The 20629-nt window shown below is 35.4% G+C and carries 17 protein-coding genes and 1 tRNA gene; 8 read left to right on the top strand and 10 right to left on the bottom strand.

Annotation, left to right across the window (positions count from 1 at the left end):
- Positions 1-311: 311 nt before the first annotated feature.
- From glmM to tes, 4 genes are all read right to left on the bottom strand, one after another.
- Complete coding sequence (gene glmM / locus LPC15_RS05255) at positions 312-1667, bottom strand: phosphoglucosamine mutase (protein WP_229234324.1); 1356 nt, start codon at positions 1665-1667, stop codon at positions 312-314.
- Between the two features lie 95 nt (positions 1668-1762).
- Complete coding sequence (locus LPC15_RS05250) at positions 1763-2152, bottom strand: molybdopterin dinucleotide binding domain-containing protein (RefSeq protein ID WP_229234323.1); 390 nt, start codon at positions 2150-2152, stop codon at positions 1763-1765.
- A complete protein-coding gene (locus LPC15_RS05245; protein WP_229234322.1) occupies positions 2149-3432 on the bottom strand; it encodes a formylmethanofuran dehydrogenase subunit B in 1284 nt (427 codons plus the stop codon). The genes LPC15_RS05250 and LPC15_RS05245 overlap by 4 nt, the downstream gene beginning before the upstream one ends.
- Positions 3429-4952: a tetraether lipid synthase Tes gene (gene tes / locus LPC15_RS05240; RefSeq protein ID WP_229234321.1), complete on the bottom strand. Its 1524-nt coding sequence runs from the start codon at positions 4950-4952 to the stop codon at positions 3429-3431. Before tes ends, LPC15_RS05245 begins: the two co-directional genes overlap by 4 nt.
- 190 nt (positions 4953-5142) lie before the next feature.
- Here tes and LPC15_RS05235 point away from each other — a divergent pair, with 190 nt between their 5' ends.
- On the top strand, positions 5143-5643 hold the full coding sequence (locus LPC15_RS05235) for a CDP-2,3-bis-(O-geranylgeranyl)-sn-glycerol synthase (protein WP_420709506.1): 501 nt from the start codon (positions 5143-5145) through the stop codon (positions 5641-5643).
- Between the two features lie 96 nt (positions 5644-5739).
- Here the strand turns inward: LPC15_RS05235 and LPC15_RS05230 are convergent, their stop codons facing one another.
- From LPC15_RS05230 to purB, 3 genes are read right to left on the bottom strand one after another with little or no spacing between them, the layout of a single operon-like run.
- Positions 5740-7467, bottom strand: a complete 1728-nt coding sequence (locus LPC15_RS05230; protein WP_229234319.1) for a phospholipase D-like domain-containing protein — start codon at positions 7465-7467, stop codon at positions 5740-5742.
- A 51-nt stretch (positions 7468-7518) separates the two neighbouring features.
- Entirely contained in the window at positions 7519-8754 is a 1236-nt protein-coding gene (locus LPC15_RS05225) for an MFS transporter (RefSeq protein WP_229234318.1), read from the bottom strand.
- Between the two features lie 13 nt (positions 8755-8767).
- Positions 8768-10108, bottom strand: a complete 1341-nt coding sequence (purB, locus tag LPC15_RS05220; RefSeq protein WP_229234317.1) for an adenylosuccinate lyase — start codon at positions 10106-10108, stop codon at positions 8768-8770.
- Between the two features lie 78 nt (positions 10109-10186).
- On the opposite strand from purB, the gene LPC15_RS05215 reads away from it, so the two are divergent.
- From LPC15_RS05215 to LPC15_RS05185, 7 genes are read left to right on the top strand one after another with little or no spacing between them, the layout of a single operon-like run.
- Positions 10187-11128, top strand: a complete 942-nt coding sequence (locus LPC15_RS05215; RefSeq protein ID WP_420709505.1) for a tyrosine--tRNA ligase — start codon at positions 10187-10189, stop codon at positions 11126-11128.
- A complete protein-coding gene (gene eif1A / locus LPC15_RS05210; protein WP_324255075.1) occupies positions 11129-11500 on the top strand; it encodes a translation initiation factor eIF-1A in 372 nt (123 codons plus the stop codon).
- Positions 11501-11517: 17 nt separating this feature from the next.
- Positions 11518-14490, top strand: coding sequence for an isoleucine--tRNA ligase (gene ileS, locus LPC15_RS05205; RefSeq protein WP_229234315.1), 2973 nt, complete (start codon positions 11518-11520; stop codon positions 14488-14490).
- 6 nt (positions 14491-14496) lie between these two features.
- On the top strand, positions 14497-15132 hold the full coding sequence (locus tag LPC15_RS05200) for a 6-hydroxymethylpterin diphosphokinase MptE-like protein (protein ID WP_229234314.1): 636 nt from the start codon (positions 14497-14499) through the stop codon (positions 15130-15132).
- Positions 15093-16133: a DNA primase large subunit PriL gene (locus LPC15_RS05195; RefSeq protein WP_229234313.1), complete on the top strand. Its 1041-nt coding sequence runs from the start codon at positions 15093-15095 to the stop codon at positions 16131-16133. The genes LPC15_RS05200 and LPC15_RS05195 overlap by 40 nt, the downstream gene beginning before the upstream one ends.
- Before the next feature lie 30 nt (positions 16134-16163).
- A complete protein-coding gene (locus LPC15_RS05190; protein WP_229234312.1) occupies positions 16164-17009 on the top strand; it encodes a methanogenesis marker 8 protein in 846 nt (281 codons plus the stop codon).
- 23 nt (positions 17010-17032) lie between these two features.
- A complete protein-coding gene (locus LPC15_RS05185; RefSeq protein ID WP_229234311.1) occupies positions 17033-18307 on the top strand; it encodes a methanogenesis marker 16 metalloprotein in 1275 nt (424 codons plus the stop codon).
- On the opposite strand, the gene LPC15_RS05180 is transcribed toward LPC15_RS05185, so the two are convergent.
- From LPC15_RS05180 to LPC15_RS05170, 3 genes are all read right to left on the bottom strand, one after another.
- Positions 18273-18345: transfer RNA gene (locus LPC15_RS05180), tRNA-Thr, on the bottom strand. The two genes, LPC15_RS05185 and LPC15_RS05180, sit on opposite strands and share 35 nt — an antisense overlap.
- Positions 18315-19055: a sugar phosphate isomerase/epimerase family protein gene (locus tag LPC15_RS05175; RefSeq protein ID WP_229234310.1), complete on the bottom strand. Its 741-nt coding sequence runs from the start codon at positions 19053-19055 to the stop codon at positions 18315-18317. The genes LPC15_RS05180 and LPC15_RS05175 overlap by 31 nt, the downstream gene beginning before the upstream one ends.
- A 17-nt stretch (positions 19056-19072) precedes the next feature.
- Positions 19073-20515 (bottom strand): DHH family phosphoesterase, encoded by a 1443-nt coding sequence (locus tag LPC15_RS05170; protein WP_229234309.1) that lies wholly within the window; start codon positions 20513-20515, stop codon positions 19073-19075.
- Between the last annotated feature and the right edge of the window lie 114 nt (positions 20516-20629).

The raw sequence follows: 20629 nt of genomic DNA, 5'->3' as shown, positions 1-20629 counted from the left end.
TGGAATAACTCCGGGTTCAAATCCCGTCCGGAGCATCCAACGTTAAAATTTAAAATCGACATAGTTTAAATAAATGCTTTATTGTATTAGATATCTGGTTTAGCGTAGCAGGCATCGTTGGCAACAAAACCCCTCCTTTTTATGTTATTCACTCTTTATATTTAAAGTTTGTTTATTGGAGGGAAAAATGTGAGAGTACTCAAAAGACTCTATTTTTAAAATACAGGTACCAAGAATATACTGTTAAGAACGCCTCTGAAATGTAGATGTTACTGAAGCAACAGGTTATGAAACCAGCGCATCAAATCTTTCTATACATTTTTAATCAATTTTCTCCCAGAATCTAAAAGGTTTTTTGCTTTTTTTTCATCTTTAGATTCGGCATAAATCCTTAAAATAGGTTCTGTTCCGCTCTTTCTTATCAAAATCCAATCTTTTTCATCACAATATATTTTTATACCATCTCTCTCCATATGAACTCTTTCATCTCCAAAATACTTTTTTTTGATCCTTTTGATAATATCTGCTCTGACATAGGTATTCTTTACACTTATCTTATCTTTTAAAAGATGGTATCGTGGAATTTCATTCGCAAGATCGCTCAGACTCTTACCTTTTTTAATAATGATCTCTAAGATCTTTCCCAACGCTGCAAGACCGTCTCTACAATATTGATGCTCTGCAAAAATCAATCCACCGTTTCCTTCTCCACCAAATATTGCTCCAACCTCCATCATCTTTCTTGCAACATAGATGCTCCCAACCGGAGTCTCTATCAAACGTCCTCCGCATTCTTCTACAGTATCTTTTAATGATGACGATGTAGCAACAGTCGTTACGATCGTTCCTCCCTTCTTCTGTTCAAGCAGATACTTTGCAACTATGGAGAGAATAATATCACCATCTATAAACCTACCATCTTCATCGAAGAATACACTTCTATCCGCATCACCATCATGAGCAACACCAAAATTAAATTTACCGTTTTTCATAACCTTTTGTATTACATCCAAATTTTCTTCTGTAGGTTCCGGGTTACGCCCTGGAAAAGTGCCGTCTATGTTTGTGTTTATTCCAACGTATCTTATATTCATGGTTTTAAGAAATTTAGAAGAAGAAATTGATCCAGGACCATTAGCAGCATCTAAAACGATTTTTAAATCTTTACCATCTATAGATCCCAGATCTACCATCTTACTAACTCCCTGTATATAGTAATCTATTATATCTCTCTTTGAATAAGACCCAGTATCCTTCCAAAATGCTTTATTAAACTTTTTTTCAAAGTATATATCTTCAATCTTTTTTTCATCATCTTCTGGTGCTTCTGTCCCATCTTCAGCAATAATTTTAACACCGTTGTATTCTGGTGGATTATGGCTTGCTGTGATCATTGCTCCTCCTTTAACGGAAGAATTATTCTTAATATAGTATTGAATGGCAGGGATTGGCACGATACCTGTGTCTATAACCTCACAACCGGTAGAGAGTAGTCCTGCAATAAAAGAATCTTCCAACATCCGACTGGATATTCGTGAATCTCTTCCAACAGCTATCTTTCCTTTTTTAAACGATCCGTATGCCATTCCTATATATAAAAAGAACGAAGAATCAATCGTATTGTTTACGATGCCTCTTATTCCATTAGTTCCAAATAATTGTCTCATTTTGAAAACAAGTGTTACGAAGCCTTGCTTCGTAGCTCACAAATCTTTGATTTGTGATGCAGAAACCTTGGTTCTGCAAAAGGATTTGTAGGTTTTTAATATCTCTTCACAAACCCCTCGAATAGTTGTCGACTCTCCAAAACATCATCCTCACTCGATTCCACAGTGGCTTTCATTCCTTTATACATTGGAGACCCTGTTCCCATAGTCTCTGGACTTATAACTACATTTGCCCAAGGTCCTCGTGGTATGAATACTTCTTTCTCAAACATACATTCATCAGCCCTGGCAAAAACGGTAACCTCACCATAATCCGTCTTGACTTTTACTTTTTCTGGTCTTCCAAGCTTTTCATAATCCTTAGGATTCAATAAGCAGTATGCAGCCTCAATCTTATACTCTTCAGTCAATTTTCTTCCACCTTTAATGACCATACCTTGCCGTATCGTTGAGCCTGTAAGAAGAACAACCTCGAGTCTTTTCATTTTTTAATCTCCTCTAATATTTGTTTTAATGTATCCTCGTTCGATACTGTATAGTTAAATGGGGGATCTATAAACTTTCTTGCTCTCAAAGGTATATCATCCATTCTATAAAAAGTTCCTTCACACTCAGCTCCATCCATCACGCCTGGGATGACTACATCACTGATCATCGTCATTGGACAGTTTGATATATCTATAGTTATTATCGGTTGTCTTGCCATATATTCTACAGCCTTTCTTGGCAGATGTGATGCTAATGCGGAACCTATAACCATAATTGCATCCACCTCTTCTCTCCTGAGAAGATCTACTGTGGTGGTCTCTCCTGGATTATAATAGGAATAGCCTCTAGAAAAATCAACACCATAAGGAAAACCTGTCATCCATGTACAGATCTGATTGAACCCTGCCACGTTGGCATGACCTCTGTTTGCAAGAATAGAAAACTTTGTAAATCTATTAAGCTCTTTTACAAGTTGTTCTACCGCTCTTACATTGTTATTCTTCTTTGGAGAACTTGCAACTCCCAATCCTGCAAGTATGACGCCAAAATTAGCCGATTTCATCATCTCTGCGAGGGTTAATATCTCATCTTTCGATACGTTTGTCATCTCTTCTATGCTTTTATCTATGTCTTCTCCTAATAAAACAGCCTTCAAGGCATTAAATACAACATAATCATACCCTGGCTTGATCTTAATATACAGATCTGCTATATCAGCAGTTTTTGTCTTTCTTGGATCTACAACTACCAACTTTCTATCATTTTTTCCTTTTTTTGTGAAGTACCCTTTAGGAAAGAGTGTAAACGTAGATAGATTTCGCGGATGAGACTCTGTCGGATTTGATCCCCAGCATATCACCAAATCTGCCCTGTTTTTGATCTCTCCAAGCGTACATGATGGTTTACCTGCATCCTGTGATCCCATAACGGTAGGACCATGGCATATTGTGGCGCAATCATCGATTATTCCACCAAGATGTATCGCTATCTCTATTGCAACATGCATTGCCTCTGTAGAGGTCTCACTGCCTATAAAGATGAGAGGACGGGTTGCATTCTTCAAAATTTCAGCAGATTTTTTTATCGCATCATCCCATCTGGCAGGTCTGCCATAGATATAAGGCTCTTTTATTCTATTTTCGCTTATTAACTCTTGTAATTTAGCATTTCCCATCAAACAACCATTTTCTACTGTTATATTACCATTGTCTATATCAACAATGAGATCCTCGCATGCCATTCCACAGATCGAACAAACTATGTTTTTAAATATCATTCTCTTTCATCTCCATATTTTTTTCTCCATTCAGATAAAGGAATCGAATATTTTTTCTCTATCTCTTCTCTGTATAATGTATTGTATGCACAGAATGGTATTATCCTTCGTTCAGGAGATGGTGTTGCATAATGTATAACGCAACGTTTTAACCTCTCTATATCCATATTATACAGATCTTGAAAATGCATAGATCCGACAAATAGTGCATTTTTATGAAAATCTCCTAAACTCTTATAATTCTGATTTATCAAGATCGATTCGATCATACTTGTAAAATCCAAAGAATCAGGCTTTTTAGAATTATCTATATAGTTAAAAATTATTTTTAAACCGTTCCTAATAGCCCTTACCTTGTTTATTATTCCTTTGCTAGACAGATTATTAACTATCTGTTCAATACCATAAAAAAATTTATCAACATCTACAAACCTATTTATAGGTATCAATTTATCCATATTTTGTTTATCCACGAACAGATAGGTTGCCATACCACAGTGAGGGTGTGCACTGAACTCTACCTGTAATTTACCTTTATAAACCTCCACCAATTTGCTAATAGGTATCACACAAGGCACAGGATAAAAATCTTTTTTCAATATACGTCCATGAGTCTGTTTCTCTATCTCATCTAAAAGATCAGGTATCGTAAACCTCTTTTTATCTCTTTCGTCCTCTGTTGCCCTTCCACTGAACGAGAGCGGTTGATAGTTGATGCCTCTTATTACATCTATATTATCGACGGCAAAATTTATAAAATCGCCTATTTGATGGTCGTTAAAACCCTTGAAAACTGTTGGGACTAGTACTATTCCGAGATCACATCTCCTACAGTTCTCTATAACCTCTTTTTTAATATCTAAATAAGGCTCTATATCCGTTGTAAAACCATCAAAATGTAGATAGATAGTACTTAACCTTGCCTCTTTAAGCTTTTTAACATAGTTAATATCTCTGAGTTTTATTCCATTCGTTGCTAACTGGATCTGAGCAAACTTCATCTCTTTTGCAATCTTTATTATATCAAACAAATCTTTTCTAAGTGTAGGCTCTCCTCCCGCAAATTGTACAGCAGGACACGGAGGGTTTTCGGATCTAAGAGCCTTTAACATCTCGACCACATCATCAAGAGAGGGCTCATAGACGTATCCTTTTACGTTGGCGTTTGCAAAACAAAAACTACAACTTAGATTGCATCGGTTTGTTAGGTCTATATTAGCCAGAATAGTGGTGCTAAGATGCTCTTTACATAGACCACAATCGTACGGGCACCCTTTTTTTGTTTCATAATTTATTTTTTCCACTCGTCCATCATAAGAATACTCTTCTGCCTTTAGATACATTTCAACATCAGACCAGTATACGTCTTTAAAACTGCCATGTTCGGGACAATTTTTTGATATCATCACTCTTCCATTATCTTCGTATATCCTTGCATCTATCACCTGATGGCATATTGGGCATATTGATTTTGTCTCTTTAGGAAGCCCTTTTTTGAGAGAACTTTGGTAAATCTCCATCTAAAATCCTTCTTAGCTATTTTATTTGTATATATATCTTTTTACACATTTTTTGTATTTTTAAATTTTTCTATTTATAATGTTTTCTATCTCAACTTATTTATATCCAACAATTATATAAAGCCAACAATTATATAAAGATATCATGCCGATGAATATATCATATCTAATACTCTTGAGTATATGGCTTATGTTACCAGCATATATCTCAAACCCTTCTGCAGCATTGTTCGGTGGAGGAATACCGATAGATTTCGGAAAAAGACTAAAAGATGGTTATAGAGTCTTTGGAGACGGAAAAACATATAGAGGTCTTATAATCGGGACGCTATGTGGCATTTTAATCGGTTTGATCCAGAATATATTATCGCCTTATATAGGACTTCCACGTTTCCCGATATTAGCCCTGTTCTGTTTATCTTTTGGTTCCCTATTTGGAGATTTAACCAAGAGTTTTTTTAAACGTAGATTAGGTTTAGAACGTGGTGCTCCTCTCCCTCTTTTAGATCAGTTAGACTTTGTATTTGGTTCTTGGCTACTCTCTTTTATCTTCGTACGAGAATGGTTTTTAAATAGTTTCTTATACGAGTATGGTAATGTAATAATAGTGATCTTGATCGTTACACCATTGCTACACTTATCCGTAAATTATATTGGTTATAAATTAGGAGTGAAGAAAGAGCCATGGTAAGCATGACTGTAAGATGCAAATATTTTTATACTGATCGATTAGCCGTTTCTAACTTATTAATCTTCGATTTATAATATCTATCTATAATCCATCCATTTAATGTTGTTTATTCTTTTTGTATATTAATTTGTATCCGATATATAACACTAGGACAATAAAAACAGATATAATCAGAACAAAGCTTCCATAATTTATTCTACCCCAATCATCCCAGAATATCTCCTCGTAGTATTTAGATAAATCTTTGTTCTCGATCAATACACCGACCTCTCTATTGTTTAAAAAACTGTTTTTATTCCAATTAAAACTTGATATAAATACCGCATCGTCTATTATCATCGATTTATTATGAAGTTTAAAGATTCTATTCTTATCGATCAATTTGGCATGAATAGGATATCCTTCTTTTTCCAAATCTTTTATAAAATTTACAAAATCATCGTTATCTATCTTATTATACTCTGTATTGTAATCGGAAGAATCTAGGAGGATATATACTTCTATCCCTCTTCTGCTTGCATTGATAAGCTCTTCCAGTATTACGTTATCCTTCCATAAAAGATCTATATAGAAAATCTCGACTAAAATCTTATCCTCTGCATTTTTTATCGAATCCAATACAGGATTATGTTCAAAGGAAAAATCAGGACCTATCACAGGATAGACAACAAAATGCCCATTTATTGTTTTAGGATCGTATTTTGGTCTATAATCACCAGATGGCGTATAATTTAGAGATGATATTGAGGTTTTTTGGTTTACAAACCCTTGATTCGTAATATTCCAATCTTTATTAAAGAGGTTCATATAATAATCTGTAACTTCTTTGTTATGTATCGCGATCCAGAAACCTCTGTTTCCGTATGTATTATCTACAGGAATACCAGAATATCCTAAATTTTCAGAAGAGATTATCACGCAATCGTCTATTATTATTAACTTTTGGTGATTAAAGACGTAAGGTTTTTCAGCGAGCCTTACCTCTCCGCCCATATTTTCTATATGATATAAAAATTCCAACTCGTTATCACTCATCCCACCAGCAGGACTTTTTTCCACCATTAATTTAATATCCACACCATTTTCAGACGCATTTTTTAAAAAAGGAAGTAAAGAGAGGTTGTCAACCGTATATACGTATATATAGATTCTATCCTCTGCTTTACTCATAATATCGGTAAGTGTAACAAAACTCGAGTCTGGAGATACAAAAGCGGTTACCTCTCCATCGAACTCAAACTTCTCAGGTTTAAAATTGGTTAAACCTAACAAGACCTTTTTATCGTTGCTTTTTTCCCAATCTTCTCTCGAATCATGGTCAATTAAAGAATTTCTACGGAGAATTTCACCCTCTTTTGGCTTACTTACAGGCTCTCCAGACCATCCTTCTAAGTAAGTCGAGTTACCATAGACCAGTACATCTACGATTATATTCCCTTTTTTGAGTATTACCTCGTCTCCATTATTTGCTAGTCTTATCTGCCCGTCATCCTCATGAGAAAAATCGGGATAAAACCCCATAGTCTCTTTAAACTTATCACTCGAGTATGCCCAATAATATTTATCGCCCGGATGAAGTAGAAAATCTGGAAGAGTAATAACCCCTTCAAGATCTGTAATAGAATAATCTTTTAAGTTTATGTTGTGATTAGAATTATTTATTATAGACACAAACTCGTCCAACTCGTTTTTAGAATAAGTATTTGGATATACTTCGTAGATCAATAGGTCAGGTTTAGACTGGCTTGCTATCGATATACAAGACAATCCAGCAAGAGCAAGAATGATGAATAAGATAATAAATACGAAAAACGATCTGTTCATAGATAGATCACTTTTTTATCTCAAATCTTATATTAAATTTTGCGATAATTTTTAATCGGTTGTGTAGTTATTTGAATATATCTTAAATATGACCAAAACAACGATAAGAGATGACATCACACCCGCATAAAAGACATAGTCTATTCCAGAAATTGCTACTATCAATCCAAACAGCACCGGACCAAGAGTCTGTCCTAGTCTGATAGACATACCACTTAGGGACATTATTATCCCTCTATACTCTTGATCGGATAACCTGGCTAGAGAAGATTGTATCATCGGGTTACTGATACCTTGCCCGATACCGTATATTATTATAGGGAGGAATAATAGCCAGATGGTTGGAATTATTGGAATAATCAATAATGCTATCCCAAAAAATGCAAACCCCATTATTAACAATGTTTTAACTGAGAATTTAGAAGAAAGACGGCCTAACTGTGATGCCACTGCCGCTGTTGTAAAGGACATACCCGCTAATATTATTCCAATCTGTAAAGGGGTTGGATTAAAAGATTTATCGATATATATAGGAAAATATGCCATATAAACACCATAAAATATCGTAAACAGTAGACAACTGATTATAATAAGAATTATAATATTCTTATTCTTTAAAACTTGCATGCTATTCTTCAGATATTTTTTAAAATCTTGGTTATTATCAGGATCATAACTATCTAACGCAAATACCACAAGTATAGCGATCGGAATTGCTACTAATGGTAAAAAGAATGGATAATACCATCCTAATGCACACAATGCTCCGCCTATCAATGGAAATGCTGTAGTTCCAATATTCAAGACGGTTGCATTATACCCCATTGCTATAGTACATTCTTTATCTCTATAAAGATCCCCTATTATTGTATTATTGAGAGAATTTATAGCAGCTCCGCCGATACCTTGAATGAGCCTAAGTGATAAAAGCATCTTAAAACTACGAGCAAATATACAAGAAGTACCTGCTATACCGAAAAGTATCAGGGATGGGACGAGTACTTTTTTTCTACCCAACCTATCCGCCAATATCCCAATTATCGGTGCTAGTATAATACCTGGAAGCGTAAATACTGTTATTAATAGACCGATTTGTGTATCCGATATATTAAATACATCAGCAATCATTGGAAAAGCAGGAGATATACTTGTAACGCTTAATACAGCCGTTAAAGTGATACAAAAAACGATAAGAAGGTTTCTATCCTTATATAGCTTTCTCTCCTTATTTATCTTATCTTCTTTATATTGCCTCTGCTTGTTATCTATTTTTATATCATTATTCATCGATCATCTTACATTAAAACCATTTTTCTTCCAATCTTTTTACCAAGTTTTCGACGATCGTAACGGACATACCGATATAGTCTTCCTGCGTCATTATCCTGTCTATCTCCTCATCTTTAAAATACCTCTTAATTGTCTCGTTATTTTTTATGACATTTATCGGTTCTTTGCCACTACTATATACTTCCATAGCGATGTTTCTCATTATTTTGTGTGCCTCTTGTCTTCCTACCCCTCTTTTTGCCAATTCTATCATTATTCTCTCAGAAAGGTTTAATCCACCCAATATCTCCAGATTATTTTTTATATTTCTCTCATCGAATTCTAGGTTACTTAAAATCTTTGATGTTAATCTTATTATATGATCGGCCAAAATAGACGCTTCTGGTAATATTATTCGCTCACAAGATGAGTTGGTTAGATCCCTCTCATCCCATAGTGTATTGTTCAGAAGAGCAGGCTCGACATAAGAACGTACAACTCTAGCTATCCCACACACTTGTTCTGATTTTATCGGATTTCTCTTATGGGGCATTGTAGAAGATCCAACTTGTTTATTTCCAAACCTCTCTCTTAATTCTCCAATCTCTGTACGCTGTAATGTTCTCAGTTCGATACAGATCTTATCTAACGTAGTCGCAATGTTTGCAAGCCAGAAAAGATACTCGGCATATGTATCTCGCTGGATCACCTGATTTGTTATCTCCGCAGGTTCAAGATGTAATCTATCCATAAGTCTTTTTTGTACTTCTATCCCATCAGCCCCGAGACTTGCCATAGTACCAACGGCGCCAGAGAGTTTTCCGACTAATAATCTCTTACTCAGCTCTTTCATTCTATCCAAGTGTCTATCTATCTCTGATGCCCATATCCCAAATCTCATTCCATACGTAGTAGGGATTGCTATCTGTCCATGCGTCCTCCCAGAACAGACTTTTTTTCTGTTATCATACGAAAGATCGATCAATACTCTTAATAATTCTTTAAGGTGCTTTTCTAATACGATTATAGATTCTTTAAATTGCAAAGCACGTGCCGTATCTATTATATCGTTAGATGTAGCTCCAAAATGAACCCATTCTCCAAAATCACCGCATTTTTTCGATATGGCAAGCACAACTGCCATTATATCGTGTCCTATCTCATCTTCAATATTTTTTACCATATCGAGCGAGACTGTTTTAGCCTTTGCTGTGATAGTTTCTGCAGCATTTTTAGGAATGATGCCCAATTCTGCTTCTACAACTGATAATGCCACCTCTACGTCTAAAAGTTTTCTCAAATAATTTTCTTCCGTCCATATTTCTTTCATCTCTTTAGTTCCGTATCTATATTCTATCGGATGTATAGGCATTCGATTAAAACCTCTAAAAAGTTAATATTAAGTGGGTTAATAAATATTAGTATTTTTTAACAAGAGGTTTAACAAATGATGGATAAGATCGATATCGTAAAACGAAACCTTGTAGAGATTATACAAGAAGAAGAGCTGGAAGAATTGATATCTAAAGGAATCCAGCCCAAAATTTATGCAGGTTATGAACCGAGCGGTAAAATACATTTAGGACATCTATTGACTATATTTAAGTTATTAGATTTTAAACGGATTGGTTTTAAAGTAATAGTTCTGTTATCAGACTTACATGCCTACCTTAATAATAAAGGATCTTTAGAAGAGATAGAAGAGGTCGCTAAAATGAATAAAAAGGTTTTTGAGGCTACAGGTCTTGATGCAGATTATGTGATCGGAAGCAGTTTTCAACTCGATCCGGAATATATGAAGAACGTTTTAATATTATCAAGAAAGGTTACTTTAAACAGGGCAAGACGAAGCATGGATGAGGTCGGAAGAAACATGAAGACAGCAAAAGTCTCTCAAATTATCTATCCTTTAATGCAAGTTATGGATATCGCAAGATTAGATGTAGACGTTGCTTTGGGTGGGATAGATCAAAGAAAGATCCATATGCTTGCTCGAGAGGAAATTCCCGAAATGGGGTTTAGAAAACCGATCTGTGCCCATCTTCCGATAATTGAGGGGTTGGATGGTGAAAAAATGTCTAGTTCTAAGACAAATTTTATAGCGGTGGACGATTCAGAGGAAGATATCGAAAAAAAGATAAATTCTTCGTTCTGCCCTCCTGGTTCTATCGAGAATAACCCTATTATTGCTATATTTAAATATTTTATATTCCAAAGATACGATAAAGTCATTATAGAGAGGGATATAAGATACGGTGGGGATGTGGTATATTCAAATTTTACAAACTTTAAGAACGATTATTTAGAAGGCAATTTACATCCAGTAGATCTGAAAAAAAACGCCATTAATTATTTGAATAAAATACTATCTCCAATAAGAGAAAAGATATAAATAAGATCAAAACTTACCAGTAGGGAGGTTGTTATACTGAATAATAAAAAATTTGTAAAACATAAAAAAAAGAGTAATAATACAGAAGAAGTAATAAGGGTATATATACCCAAAAAAGAGAAAAGAGAATTGTTCGGATTGGTAGAACAGCGTCTAGGGTCAAATCATTTGAGAATAAGGTGTTCTGATGGGGTAACACGAATATGCAGGATTCCTGGAAGATTGAAAGGAGGACGATGGCTGAAAGAAGATTCTTTGGTGGTCGTTACTCCATGGGAAGTCCAGGATTCGAAAGGAGATATAACCTGGATCTATACAAAACCACAACGAGATTGGCTAATAAGAAACGGGTATCTTAAAAATATAATCTAAAAATAAGATCTGGTGGAATGATGCTTAAAGAGATTAAAGGAGGCTATAATCCGCATAATATAGAATCGGATATCGAACAATTTTGGCAAGAGAATAATATTTACAATAAAGTAAGGAAAAAAAAGACTACTCGATTATTCTTCTTTGTGGATGGACCCCCGTACACCACGGGAAAGATTCATATGGGTACCGCGTGGAACAAGATAATCAAAGATTATATACTACGCTACAAGACTATGTGCGGCTACTCAGTAATGGATAGACCTGGCTGGGATATGCATGGTCTCCCAATAGAGGTTAAAGTAGAGGAGATCTTGAACTTTAAATCTAAAAAAAATATAGAAGAGTATGGAATAGACAGATTTGTCGAGTGCTGTATAAATTTTGCAATAAAGCAGAAAGATCTCATGACTGATCAATTCAAAAGATTGGGCGTCTGGATGGATTGGGAGAATCCTTATATCTCGATAGACCCGCATTATATTGAGACCGCCTGGTGGACCCTTAAGGAATCGTATCACAGAGGAATCCTTAAAGAGGATGTGGGTGTAATAAATTGGTGTCCTAGATGCGAGACGGCAATCGCCGAATCAGAGGTAGAATACAAGGATGTATCGGATCCAAGTATTTACGTTCTATTTCCTATAAAAAAAGAAGATTATACATCAGGCGATAATACTTTTATACTTATCTGGACTACCACACCATGGACGATACCTGCAAATATTGCTATTGCAGTGAATCCTGATTTAAGATACGTGGAGGTATTTGATAAAGATAAAGGGAGAAGGATAATTCTTGCAGAAAATTGTATTTCTCTCCTTGGATCAGGTAACTATGATATACTACGGTCATTTTCTGGCAGATGTCTGGAAGGAATAAGGTATATTCATCCGCTAACAGATTTGGTTCAAAAACAAAACGATTTTGATCATAAAGTAATTTTAGCAGATTTTGTAACGGATGAAAACACCGGATGTGTTCATATAGCGCCCGGTCATGGAGAGGAGGATTATTCTGTTGGAAAAAAGTATGATTTACCTATTTTTTGTCCTGTGAATGAAGAAGGGATTTATACAGAAGATGCGGGAAAATATAAAGGGATTTATGTTAAAAAAGCGAACAATGAAATAATAGAAGATTTAAGATCTAAAGGACTCCTTTTTGCAAAAGAGATGATAAACCATAGATATGGTCATTGTTGGAGATGTAAAACACCGGTTATATATTTAGCAACCAGCCAGTGGTATCTTGATATACCTGCTGTAAAAGAGATAATGCTCGAAGAGATTAAAAAAGTTAAATGGTATCCTGATTGGGCAGGATCTGAAAGATTTTATAACTGGGTGTTAAACGCTAAAGAATGGTGTATATCAAGGCAGAGATACTGGGGTATTCCCATCCCAATATGGAGATGTAAATGTGGGCATATTGAGGTAATAGGTGGTATAAACGAGTTAAAAGGTTTGATTAACGATAAGACGGGTGTAACAAATTATTATAATAATTACGATGATCTGATCAGATTTTTACATAGACCAAATATAGACAGGTTAAAGATGAGGTGTAAGGTATGTGGAGAGGAGATGAGCCGGGTAAAAGATGTCTTTGATGTATGGTTCGACTCTGCTATTGCTTCTTGGGCAACGTTAAACTTTCCTGCTGAGAAAGACCTATTTGAAAAAATTTGGCCGGCCGAGTTCATAACAGAAGGGCATGATCAGACCAGAGGTTGGTTTTATTCTCAATTGGGTGCAAGCAGTATTGTATTTGGTAGATCGCCATATAAGAATGTCTTGATGCATGGTTTCGTCCTTGATGTGGAAGGAAATAAGATGTCAAAGAGCCTTAGAAACGTGGTATATCCAGAAGAGATTATAGCAAAGTATGGTACAGATGCCTTGAGATTTTATTTTTTGTCAAACACACCATGGGAGGATCTTAAGTTTAGTTGGGATGGTGTAGATTCTGCATATCGAACTTTAAACATAATATGGAACGTATATAAGTTCCCACTGCCATATATGATCCTGGATAATTTTGAACCAGATACGAGTTACGATACTGTAAAAGATCATCTAAAAGAGGAAGATCGGTGGATTCTTTCAAGATTATACAATTTGATAAAATCTATCAAAGAGTCGTTAGAATCTTACAATATACATACCACAGTCAGGCAGATAAGAAGATTCGTTGTAGATGATCTTTCTAGATGGTATATACAGATAATTCGGCCAAGAACTTGGATAGAAGAAGAGAATATGGATAAGTTAGCAGCGTATTATACTATATTCAACGTTTTGGTAGATCTGACTAAAGTATTAGCACCTATAATTCCATATTTAGCCGAATTTATGTATCAAAATCTCTGTTCAAAGGAGGAATCTGTTCATCTCTCTTCGTATCCTGAAGTTAAGACAGAATTTATAGACGATACGTTAGAAAGAGATATGGATATCATACGAGATATAGTAGAATCTGCAGCAACTGCTCGGAATAAATCAAAAAGAAATCTGAGATGGCCTGTAAAGAGATTGATAATATCATCAAATAACGAAGAACTTTTTAATGCAGTAGATCGATTGAAGGATATCCTCCTCCGCCAGACCAATTCTATGGATGTAGAGATACTTAAAAATGAGGAGGCAATAGCCGGAAATGAGATTGTATCTGTTGATTTTAGCAGAGGAAGATTGTATCTCGATCTTGAGATGACAGATGAGATTGTATCGGAAGGATATGCAAGAGAGATTATAAGACGAATACAACAGATGAGAAAAGATCTTAATTTAAATGTAGATGATTTTATAACTGTTTTTATAAATGCTGGAAAAATAGCAGAGTTAATAAAAGAGAGTGCAGATAAAATAGCAGAAGAAGTTAGAGCAGATAAAATATTATATGAAACAACGGAAGGGGCAGATTTTGTCAAAAATTGGAGGATACAAGATAATAAGGTTGATATTGGTATAAAACGTATCGATAAGTGAGGAAATATGAATTTTACAGAATGGGAGCCGATATATACAGAGATCATCAAAGATTTTGGCTTTTCAAGAGATACAGATGAAGAGAGCGCCCGCATTCTATCTACAATGTTAGATAAAAAAGAAAGTGGTATGATTTATAGACAAATAGAGCAAAAAATAGCGGCAAAAAGTGTTATTGTATGTGGAAAAGCTGCTATTTTAGTTAAAGATCTAAAAAATATCGTTTTAAAAGATAAAACGATTATAGCGGCAGATGGTGCAACATCTTTGTTATTGAATATCGATCTTTTACCAGATATCATCGTTACAGACCTGGATGGCAATATAGATGACATATTGATGGCAGAAGAGAGAGGATCTTTGATAGTGATACATGCTCATGGAGATAACATCGATAAGATAAAAAAGTATGTTCCAAAATTCAAAAATGTGATAGGAACTACCCAATCGAGCCCTTTCGACAATATTTACAATTTTGGAGGATTTACAGATGGAGATCGTTGCGTATTTCTAGCAAAACATTTTGGAGCGAGAGAAATAATATTGGCAGGTTTTGATTTCGAAGATCAAACAGTTACAGATAGAAAGAGAAAAAAGTTAGAATGGGCAAAGAGACTATTGATCATCTTAGGAGTAGTATAGATACAGATATTTATACGATCTACAAATATCCGTTTTTAAACGATGCGAGAGAGTATATACGAGATAGTGGCATCTCTTTCAACGATCTACTGGAAGGCTCTATCTCGACGATAGTTGATTGTGGAAGGAAAAGAGTAGAGGACGCATTAAATGGAAAGATTCACGAGTATGACAATCCATATCTTGAGATACTCTCTTATCCTGTAACTAACATTATTCTATCCTGTATAAATGATATCGGTCTAATTAAAAGGTATGCCTATTTTGAGTCCAAAAGAGTTTACGAAGAGCTTAAGAAAGAAGAAGATAATTTTATTATAAAAATTGCGGCACAATTCGGTTTAAGACTGAAAAAAGATGGAGAAAAATATGAAACATATTTTACAGATTATTTAAACAATAGCAGAAGGATCAACGATCAAAAATGGAAGCTTGTTAATAGAAAAATCTCTAATGGCTGGATTCCTTTAGAAAAAGAGGATTTTGTTCGTCTTATTGCCGAAAAATATAGAGAAATTATAGAGGATACGTTACCTTTGAGAATAGATAAAGAAGATTGTTCAAAGATTATAAACCGTGTTGGAGATATAATAAAATGCTTAAAAGAAAAAGATAACAGAGAAAAGATAAGCAAGATAGATTCAGATTGTTTTCCACCGTGTATCAAAGGGATTATTTCTAAAACAGAGAAAGGGATCAACTTATCACATCATGAGAGGTTTAGTTTAACTACATTTCTTCATAAGATCGGTGTAAAAAAGGACGAGATAATACAACTATTTAGAAATATGCCGGATTTCGATTTTGAAATGACAAGATATCAGGTGGATAATATAATCGGAGAGGGTAGCGGCATAACTTATAGATGCCCATCATGTTCGACGATGAAGACCTATGGGATATGTACAACGGAGAGGAACAAAGATTGCAACAATGTGTCTAATCCGATAAAAGGATATAAAATAAATCTCGATAGAAAATATAAAGATATAAAGGTATAGTATAATATAATAATTAATTTAATATAAATTATGAAGAGCGATGAACATATATGGGAGGTAGGAAAGGCACGAATGGTAGTAAGTAACGGGGAGGTTGTATCCGTATCCGATCCGTTAATTAAATCGTGTCCTATACATTACGCCATTATTGGAAAAGAAATGAGTAGAGAGAGCATAAAGCAGGCAATGGAGTTAAAAATAAAGGCATACGGTTTGTGCACTCCCAATCGTATCATCGAGAGTGAGGGCATAGCTCTGGGATATGGTGCATCCGAGACTTTAGCAACCGTGTTAGATGAAAGACTTATAGATTGTAGTGTCATAGTATGTGATGGTGCAGGTACTATAGTAACAGACAGACCAGAGATCGTGCAAGGGGTAGGAATGATGATGAGTGGACTGATAAAGACGTCTCCTATTCCAGCAGTGATAAAAAGATTGGAAGATAAGGGAGTTATAGTATCAAAAGATGCCGTTATAGATCAGGTGGCAGGAGTAAAAAAGGCTTTTGAGTTGGGTTATGATAAAGTAGGAGTTACGATATCGGGAGATTCTGCCAGGTCTATCATTGATATAAGAAGAACAGAGGAAGGTTACGGTAGAGAGACTCTCAAGATAATCGTCCATTCGACAGGTGTCTCCAGAGATTTAATCCCTTACATACAGATGGCAGACATCGTCACCGCTTGTGCATCAAGAACGATCCGTGAAACTATCGGAAGAAAGGATGATACCAAGATATATGGCAGAAAGATACCCGTCTATGCTTTATCTCCGTTTGGAAAACGGATAATGGATATACAGAAAGATAAGATATCCAAAGTCAAAGATAAACTTTTAGAAATACCAGACAATCCTCCATATCCGCTCATCTAAGGATAAGGATTAAGAGGCATCCAATGAGAAGTATAGCAGATATAAACTATAAGATTAGAAGAGGTGATGTATCGGTAATAAGCGCAGATGATCTATCCGATATGGTTCGTAATGGTGAAAAAGTAACCGTTGATGATGTGGATGTTGTAACTACTGCAACAAGAGGTTGTATGTCTGGAACGGCAGCAATTTTAAGTTTTCGTTTTTCTGATCCTGGATTGTTCAAAAAAGGTAGGATTGTAAGGTTTAATGGAATACCTGCCCTTCCAGGACCTGCACCTAATGAAAATGCTGGATTTATAGACACTATCATTTATGGTACCCAACAAAGCATATACGATCCTTTTTATGGCGGAGGACACTTATTTAGAGATTTGATAGAGGGTAAAGAGATAAACGTAGAAGTTGAGACCCAGGATAGACGCGTATTAAAGAATAATATAACGATAAGAGACACAAATACTGCAAAGATTATCGGAGTTAGAAATAGTTATAAAAATTATCAAGCGTTCACCAATGGATCGAAAGGAGTTTTTAAGACCATATTTCATCCAAAAGGATTGGAAGGACCTTACAAGGAGTGCTCGGTTGCAGGTTGTGGTGAATTAAACCCCATAGAAAACGATCCTTATCTTAATGCGATGGGAATTGGGTCAAAGATATTGGTAAACGATTCTGAAGGTTTTATTATCGGTTTAGGAACAAAATCCACGATAGAAAGGCCTTCTTTGATGATCATAGCAGATATGTACTCTATGAATCCTGATAAGATAGGCGGAATATTGACGTCCGGGGGACCTGAAGTAATCAATACAATCGCGGTGCCTATCCCGATACTGAACAACGATATCCTGGAAAATGCAAAGGTTTTAGATGAGAATATAAGACTACCTATAGTAGATATAAATAATAGACAGGAGATTGGAGTATCTACCTATAAAGACGTATGGACAGATTTAAAGGTAAATTATAACAAAAAATTATGTAATGAGTGTAGTAATTGTCTCGTTGAAGAGTATTGTCCTACCAGATCTTTTAAAAATAGATTCTTGGACGAGAGAGATTGTATCAATTGTGGATTCTGCTCGATCTTATGCGAATCTTTCGAGTGTAATCTTGGTAGTCTAAAAACCTCGATAAAATCGGAAATTCGTGATATTCCTATAACATATAGGGCATCGGATAGGTTTGGTGCAAGAAATTCATCCATACTTCTAAAGAAAAAGATTGAGGATGGTGAATTTTATTTAACACAGTTCAATAAGCCTCGAGGGGGATTTGAACCCCCGACCTGCTGATTACAAGTCAGCCGCTCTGCCAACTGAGCCACCGAGGCTTTAATAGTTTGATGCTCGGATCAACATCTTCTTTTTTATTCAGTTCAAGGACGATATTAGGCATACGAATCTTTGATTTTAATCTTTCTAATACAAGTTTGAAATCTATATTACCAGATCCCAGCCTGAGATGGTCGTCGTATACTCCTTTGTTATCATGAATATGGAGATGGTCTATATCTTCGCATAAAAATTCATCCAAGTTTTTTGTAATGTTAGCATGCCCTACATCTAAACAGAATTTTAATCCATCGATCAGACGTAGTTCATCAGGTTGTGTTAATAAAAGAAACTTTAGAGGCATATTCTCTAATGCTATGTTTACCGAGTATTCTGAAGATAACCTGCTTAGATATTGGACAGATTTTTTAAATGCTTCTATATTCTCCCCTTTTAAATGTTCTGCTGCGATCATACCTGGATGAGCTACGTATATCAAAGGGTCTTGTCCGATCGATGCGTCTATACTATCTTCCATAATCTTTAAAGATGCCATCCTGATCTCATCCCGAATATTTGCTATATCCAAGCCGATAAAAGGGAGGTGGATACTGTATTTAAAATCGAACGAGTCCAATACGTTACCATATTTTTTAACGTCGTGAAACCCTTCCGATACAATCTCTACGTAATCCGTCTCTTTAGAAAGATATTCCAATGCATCTTTCAACTTATGACCAATTAAACAGAGTGAAGATACCCCTAACATTTTTAAATTACCTTATTTTATCTTTCCACATCCAAATCTTCCACACCAACAATCTTGAAGAAATTCTTTGTTATTGCCTCTTCAGATAGCTTGATCAACGAATCTTTATCATTTACGTTGCTGAATACGCCTAATGGAATTTGTGCAGCAGCCATACCGTTACGCCCACCGGCTGAACCAAAATCCTTAAAAGCATCTTTTAATACGTCTCCAATGTTTATTCTGACGTCTTTCGTCCGTGCAGATATATAGATAGACTCTCCATCAATTATGCCATATATCAGAGTAGTCGTGACACCTTCCAACTTCAATAGAAAATCGGCTGCCTGGGCTAATGAGTCCCGATCTCGTATAAAACCGACGTTCGATACCAGATAACTGCCCTTTTGCACTCTGTTTCTTATAGCCTCACCTATGATATTGAGCGTAGTTGTAGATAGGACAGAACTCGATATCTGTTTTAAAAGGTCTGAATTTGCGAGAGGATAAAGATATGCGGCTGCAGTAAGATCTTCAGGAGTTGTATTCCTTGTAAAATCTAACGTGTCCGATCGAATACCATATAATAGGGCTGTAGCTATCTCTGTAGGTAATTTTAAGTCTAAATCTTGTACTAAATGAGTCATTATTGATGCTGTCGATCCGTATTGTTCTATTAATACAAAATCAGTCTTTAAAATATCCTCTTTTTGATGATGGTCTATTATTATATTGGATTTTATGGTAGGACTGTTACTGCCAGGCACAGTATCGACGAATGCGACTGTATCGTAGATATCGATGATTGATTCGTCCATCTTCTTGAGGTCTATATCCAAGAGATTTACAAAAGACCTGTTCTCCTGATGTCCTATGTTACCCTTATAAAAGATATCGCTATCGACGGATACACTCTTTGCTATGAATTTGAGCGTGATCGCGCTTGAAAGTGCGTCAGGGTCCGGATTGTCATGCACGATTATTGCCATCCTATTTTTGGTCCTTTTTATCGTCTCAAGTAGTTTTTTAGCATGTGATGCCTTTTCTAATCGTTTTAATTCGTCATAAACGAACTTAGCAGATATTTTCTGTGGAATTATAACATTATTCGCCCCTTTCTTCTCCAACTCCTCTTTTGTCGCATCGTTTGATGCTCGGGCGAATATAACGATATTGGGATAAAATTTTCTTAGTTTCTCAGTTATTGCAATGTTGGCAGATATATCGGAAGTTACAACGATAACAACGTCAGGAACTCTTATACTCTTTAAAAACTCATCGTTTAGGATATCTCCGGCTATCGCATCGAAATTTTCGTCTTTCAGCGTCTCTATCTTGGACTCGTTCTTATCTATCACAAAGAACTTTGCATCGTTATTTTTTAGCTCTTTGCAGATTGCATTGCCAAAGCTACCGTAACCTATAACTAGATATTCCATCTCATTCATGCCAACGTCTTCTTCATCTGTGATCTTTAACACCTTTTAAAATTTTTTTGATCTGGATATATACCTTTCTATTATCTTGTCTTATATCTCTATATAAAAATATGACTATCGTTATAAAGATCCTTCAGAAGAGTTTAAAGAAAAAAG

Origin of the sequence: Candidatus Methanoliparum sp. LAM-1, from assembly GCF_020885915.1 — an archaeon.
In the GTDB taxonomy this organism is placed as follows: domain Archaea; phylum Halobacteriota; class Methanoliparia; order Methanoliparales; family Methanoliparaceae; genus Methanoliparum; species Methanoliparum thermophilum.
This window is presented reverse-complemented; position numbering and strand designations above follow the sequence as displayed.

What these genes read in the sequence shown, in the direction of transcription:
- LPC15_RS05175 (WP_229234310.1), bottom strand. Translation starts at nt 19,055, where the DNA reads ATGTTAGGGGTATCTTCACTCTGTTTAATTGGTCATAAGTTGAAAGAT.
- LPC15_RS05245 (WP_229234322.1), bottom strand. Translation starts at nt 3,432, where the DNA reads ATGATATTTAAAAACATAGTTTGTTCGATCTGTGGAATGGCATGCGAG.
- LPC15_RS05185 (WP_229234311.1), top strand. Translation starts at nt 17,033, where the DNA reads ATGAGAAGTATAGCAGATATAAACTATAAGATTAGAAGAGGTGATGTA.
- LPC15_RS05230 (WP_229234319.1), bottom strand. Translation starts at nt 7,467, where the DNA reads ATGAACAGATCGTTTTTCGTATTTATTATCTTATTCATCATTCTTGCT.
- LPC15_RS05195 (WP_229234313.1), top strand. Translation starts at nt 15,093, where the DNA reads ATGGGCAAAGAGACTATTGATCATCTTAGGAGTAGTATAGATACAGAT.
- LPC15_RS05225 (WP_229234318.1), bottom strand. Translation starts at nt 8,754, where the DNA reads ATGAATAATGATATAAAAATAGATAACAAGCAGAGGCAATATAAAGAA.
- tes (WP_229234321.1), bottom strand. Translation starts at nt 4,952, where the DNA reads ATGGAGATTTACCAAAGTTCTCTCAAAAAAGGGCTTCCTAAAGAGACA.
- glmM (WP_229234324.1), bottom strand. Translation starts at nt 1,667, where the DNA reads ATGAGACAATTATTTGGAACTAATGGAATAAGAGGCATCGTAAACAAT.
- LPC15_RS05200 (WP_229234314.1), top strand. Translation starts at nt 14,497, where the DNA reads ATGAATTTTACAGAATGGGAGCCGATATATACAGAGATCATCAAAGAT.
- purB (WP_229234317.1), bottom strand. Translation starts at nt 10,108, where the DNA reads ATGCCTATACATCCGATAGAATATAGATACGGAACTAAAGAGATGAAA.
- ileS (WP_229234315.1), top strand. Translation starts at nt 11,518, where the DNA reads ATGATGCTTAAAGAGATTAAAGGAGGCTATAATCCGCATAATATAGAA.
- LPC15_RS05235 (WP_420709506.1), top strand. Translation starts at nt 5,143, where the DNA reads ATGTTACCAGCATATATCTCAAACCCTTCTGCAGCATTGTTCGGTGGA.
- LPC15_RS05250 (WP_229234323.1), bottom strand. Translation starts at nt 2,152, where the DNA reads ATGAAAAGACTCGAGGTTGTTCTTCTTACAGGCTCAACGATACGGCAA.
- LPC15_RS05215 (WP_420709505.1), top strand. Translation starts at nt 10,187, where the DNA reads ATGGATAAGATCGATATCGTAAAACGAAACCTTGTAGAGATTATACAA.
- LPC15_RS05190 (WP_229234312.1), top strand. Translation starts at nt 16,164, where the DNA reads ATGAAGAGCGATGAACATATATGGGAGGTAGGAAAGGCACGAATGGTA.